Origin of the sequence: Capnocytophaga catalasegens (assembly GCF_026005215.1) — a bacterium.
Lineage (GTDB): Bacteria > Bacteroidota > Bacteroidia > Flavobacteriales > Flavobacteriaceae > Capnocytophaga > Capnocytophaga catalasegens.
In genome coordinates, this window is sequence record NZ_BPMA01000055.1 from 1 (window position 1) to 4501 (window position 4501).

Annotated in this window: 2 protein-coding genes and 2 pseudogenes; all 4 read right to left on the minus strand. The window is 31.6% G+C overall.

The features are described from left to right. Window positions 1–59 precede the first annotated feature (59 nt). Window positions 60–236 carry a hypothetical protein gene (locus tag OO775_RS11915; RefSeq protein ID WP_264847405.1) on the minus strand — a complete coding sequence of 59 codons (177 nt, stop codon included), beginning with the start codon at window positions 234–236 and terminating at the stop codon, window positions 60–62. Between the two features lie 1283 nt (window positions 237–1519). Then, a pseudogene (locus OO775_RS11920) lies at window positions 1520–1765 on the minus strand (PAAR-like protein); the annotation flags it as partial. A 21-nt stretch (window positions 1766–1786) separates the two neighbouring features. Beyond that, window positions 1787–2518, minus strand: coding sequence for a hypothetical protein (locus OO775_RS11925; protein ID WP_264847406.1), 732 nt, complete (start codon window positions 2516–2518; stop codon window positions 1787–1789). A 95-nt stretch (window positions 2519–2613) separates the two neighbouring features. Continuing rightward, window positions 2614–4501 (minus strand): annotated as a pseudogene (locus tag OO775_RS11930) (Rhs element Vgr protein); the annotation flags it as partial.

Sequence of the window (4501 nt, forward strand, 5' to 3'; positions counted from 1 at the left end):
TATGATAGTAATGCTACCCTTATCAAAACCATTGATCACGATAAGGGCTGGAATTTTAGTTATGAAGATGTGATTAAATAATCTTTATATTCTTCTAAATGAAGAATATCAAATCCACTATCTATTGTTGGGCGATTGTTCTTATCCATTTTTTTATCATTTTTTAACTCATAAATATTTTGTGCATTACTAAGGTTTACCAATAGTAAACAACTAATTGTGATCAATTTTTTCATAACTGTTCAGGTCTATAATTGTTAGGTTCTGGAGCCGCTTTGCTACGAACTATTTTTATTTGCCAATAGAATAGATTATTTCTGTGATCTGAGTAATCCATAATATTGGTGGTCATTCGGTATTCAAATGAATATTTTCCATTACTTTGTGTTTGTCTATTTCCTCCTTGAGGAGTTTGAGGAATATGATTTTTATTTTCAAATGAATGAGGTAAACCCAAACTATGGTATACTTCGTGTGTTATCACAAATGGCTTTATACGGCTTGTAGTTACTACTGCCTTATTAGAGCTATAATAAGAAGTAGTACTTAGGCTATCCTCAAAAAATTCTTGGGCAAAAAAGAATATAGGAAGGTAATCCTTATATCTTTTATTATACTCTGCTTCCAGATTGACTGTTTTTCCTTTTAACCTTTGTTTTAATATAGCTTTTAACTTTTTTTCAAGCTTTTCCTTTAAATAAGTACTTAAATGTTGATGACCTGTAGGAGTATTATATAATAAATTGTTGTTACGAGTATAGGCTCTATTAAACTGATCTCTAAGTGTTATACCACTCAAATCTAAATCTACTTTTTTAAATATAGGATCTATCAAAGAGTTTCTTAAATACTTACGTAAGTATTTTTTTTGTTCTAACAGCTTTGGAGCTTCATAGCCTTTTTCAGCTACTCCATTGTAGTCTGCATCCGTAATCACGTTTACCATTAGCAGTTTTACCACTTTGCGATTGGCTTTGTCATTAGGCATTACGTCCAAGACGCCTACTATCTTTTTCTGCGCAGGTTGCCCATTAGTACCTTCTGTAAGAGCATACGCTTTTATCTGTTTTCCTTTTAAATCTCCAAAAGGCTTTAAGCACTCTATTTCAACAGTAATGCTTTTATGATTTCCAACTGATTTTGAGGAGATCTTAAATATTTTATAACCTTCTGGTGGTGTGTAAGCTATCTCAGGGAGTGGCACTTGTTGAGAAGTATGCGTAGAAACTCCATATACAGTAACAGCTGCCTGCTCTGTAACCTCAAAATATTCATTTTCATATTCTATAAAGAGGTTGTTAGGCTCTTCATACACATCATATATGATATCAAGAGCTGCAACACTTCTTACTTGTTCATTTTCATTCTTATACAAGATAAGTTTAGGCACAAAATATCTATATGATGTGCCATTGCGATCTATTGTTACATTTCTATACTCATTTTTAAAACTTTCTATTACGGCTGGACTCTCAGGACGGAAAGCGGTATTAAAATCATTGTTTCGATAAAATCCCATAATAGTGTCTTTCTCTGCAGCATCTTCCCATTGAATAGGAGCAGGCACACAAGGTAAATAACCACCAGAAGAAGGTTTTAGTTTGCATTGCTTAAAAGGCAGTATATTGGCATTAGCCTGTTTATCTTCCTCTGTAGCCATAGCTTTACCCTCAATAATTACAAAATCTTGACTTGTAACATTGAGGCAACTTGTTGCAGTACCTTGATTGCAACTGAGTTCTGCAGTATTGGTGATGATATCCATAGGCTGTTAGTTTTAAGGTTGTTATCCAAAGAGTTTATCCCAAAAGCTCTTGTGATTTCTGTTAGCTTGGTACTTTTCCCATTGCTCTTGTTCAAAGGCTTTCCACTCTTCTTCAGTGTAGGTTTTTCCTTGGAAGGTTTTATAAGAAGTGTTTTTATAAAAATATTCTTTCGACTTCTTCTTATTTTCTAAATATTCATCAAATAGACTTTTCCGTCTTCCTTTTGGGTAGTAAAAAGTTTCATAAAGAGTTTTTCCTGTTTCTCCATCAATTAATATGTACTTCATTTTTTTAACTAACGGACTTTCTTTGGTATCTATTCGTATCTCATAATACCAATTTTTCTCTTTGTCTTGCTGTTTATTTAAGGTTGCTCCCTCTCTTCTGTCTTCTAAATTGACTTCATATTCTTTACGGATTTTCTCTATCAAATCTTTTATAGAAAATTTATAATCATTATTACTACTCTCTTCTTTAATAAGCTTGCCTATGTTGTCATATTGACGATAAATAATTTCTGTCATATAAATTTCTTTGACATAAGTGATTAAGAGTTTTGTATTTCTATTATACACATATATATTTGTATATGGGTGTATAATATTACTTTCTTCTATCTGAATAGTATCTTTATAGAAGCATATTTTAACTCTCTCATCTCCTTTTTTTCGATATTTATGTGTTTCATTGTCATCGTAAAGGTCATTGTCATTTTTCCAAGAATTGTATTTTTTTAAGTCTAAGATTTCCATTTTGTTATTTTTTATATTATTGCTATTTATTTGAGATTTACAACTTATTATTTGTGTTAATAATAATAGTATTGTCAAAACTATTTTTTTCATTTTTATCCAATATTAGGGTTAATAATTTTCCATTGCCAATGCCAAGAAGAAAAAGTTTCTTCTCTATAACTCATTATGTTAGAAGTAGATTCTAATGAATTTCCTATTGGATGCAAAGGGGGCAACGGAATAGCACAAGGATATACATATTTATATTTATGTCCTATTTCATTACCTAAATCATCAGTAATTCCTTTTATTGGAATTGAATCTCTATGAGTATGGCATAATCCTAATCCGTGCAAAGTTTCGTGATTCAAAGTGCAATCATCACCACCATCTAAAGGAGTAAACATAATAACATTTCTTATCCCAATACCTTCTACTTCACCAAGCAAGGTTAAGCTACTTTCTGGTATACCAAACTTAAATATTGTAAAATAACATTCAATTAAAAATCTATTATTAATTAAATTTCCAGAAGCATCTGTGCCGGAAAAAAACAAAAGGGGTAAATCAGTGTGTAAAGAAGTTGAATGTGAAATGGTATTCCCAACTCCAAAATATCTTCCACCTACTTGAAAATTAGAATTGTCAGAAATATCTAAAGATGTTTCTTCTATAGAGGGAATAATAAGAGATTGATATAGGGAATTATATAAATTTATTTTCTCCTTTTTAGAAAATTTACCTTCTTCTTTTCTCCCCCTTTTATCAATATTAGTATTAATCTCTACTAAAACAATTTTTTCTTCTTTTCTTACTCTTTTATCATTTTGTATAACAATTATTCTACCTGCTAATTTCCTATTTTCAATAGAAGGATTTGTTTTTGGATAAGCATATATTTTTATATCTGTATCTTTGGCCAAATCTTTTTTGCAAAGAATTACGATATTTCCACCATCTTTTAAAGTTCCTCTTTTTGTGTGGTTTAGTCTATTTTTATTTATATGCAAAAGTTCTTTATCATATTCAAATTCTAATCTATCTATATCTTCTTCTATTTCTACCAAAACTCTTACTTTTATTCTAAACTTTGGCTTTACTAATAAATTGGGTAAGCTTTTGACATATTCTCTGGAAAACAAAGAAATATATGGAACAAAATATTCATTATCAGTATTTGTAGAGGTATGTCTTTTTATAGGATGCATTTGATATTCTGTTTTTAACTGCTTGTAAGCATCTATTCTGTCTAAATCTCTCGGATTCCCAAAAGCATCTGGTAAGTTAGTATATCCTCCCTGTATGATATATTGATAAGGAGGATCTTCTTTTTTTGTAAATTCTCCATCATTAACCCTTAACCAATCAAACCCAAACTCTCCTCTCCAAGTGTCTAACGGTCTAAAATGTACTACTGCTAGGCCTATTTCTTCAGCTGGAGTAGAAGACACCTCTTCAGCTTTTTGAGTGTATTTATTGCCTTGTTTTCCTTTGAGTTCAGCGGTTCCTAAACTGTTTACAACTGCTACATTATCAGAGTGTACAATAGATTTTTCTGTACCGAGGAGTTTGGCTTCTTTAGCTTCGATGTCTATGGCATTTGTAGTGTTTATCAAAGCGCTATTGCTGAAAAGATGCATAAAGCCATTGATTTGTTGTTTAAACCAAGAGCTAAACACATATATCTTGCTAAGGGCATTGAGGATGTAATCGTTGGTAGTTATTTCAGTTCTTTCGGTGGCATTCATTATAATACGTTGGGCATTGAACTCTAAAGTAGCTCCATTGAAGCTAATCTTCTGTTTGCCGTCCATATAAATGTTGTTACCACTGGGGTCTTCTAAAAAGAGGCTACCATTACTATCATCGATTTTGATTTTTACTCCGCTACGAGTTTGTATCGCCTTGACATCGTTGTTTTTATTGTGGAAAGGGCTAAATTCCTTGCCATTATAGTTACTTCCTACCACAAACGGGCGTTCGGCATTTTGGTCTTCAAAA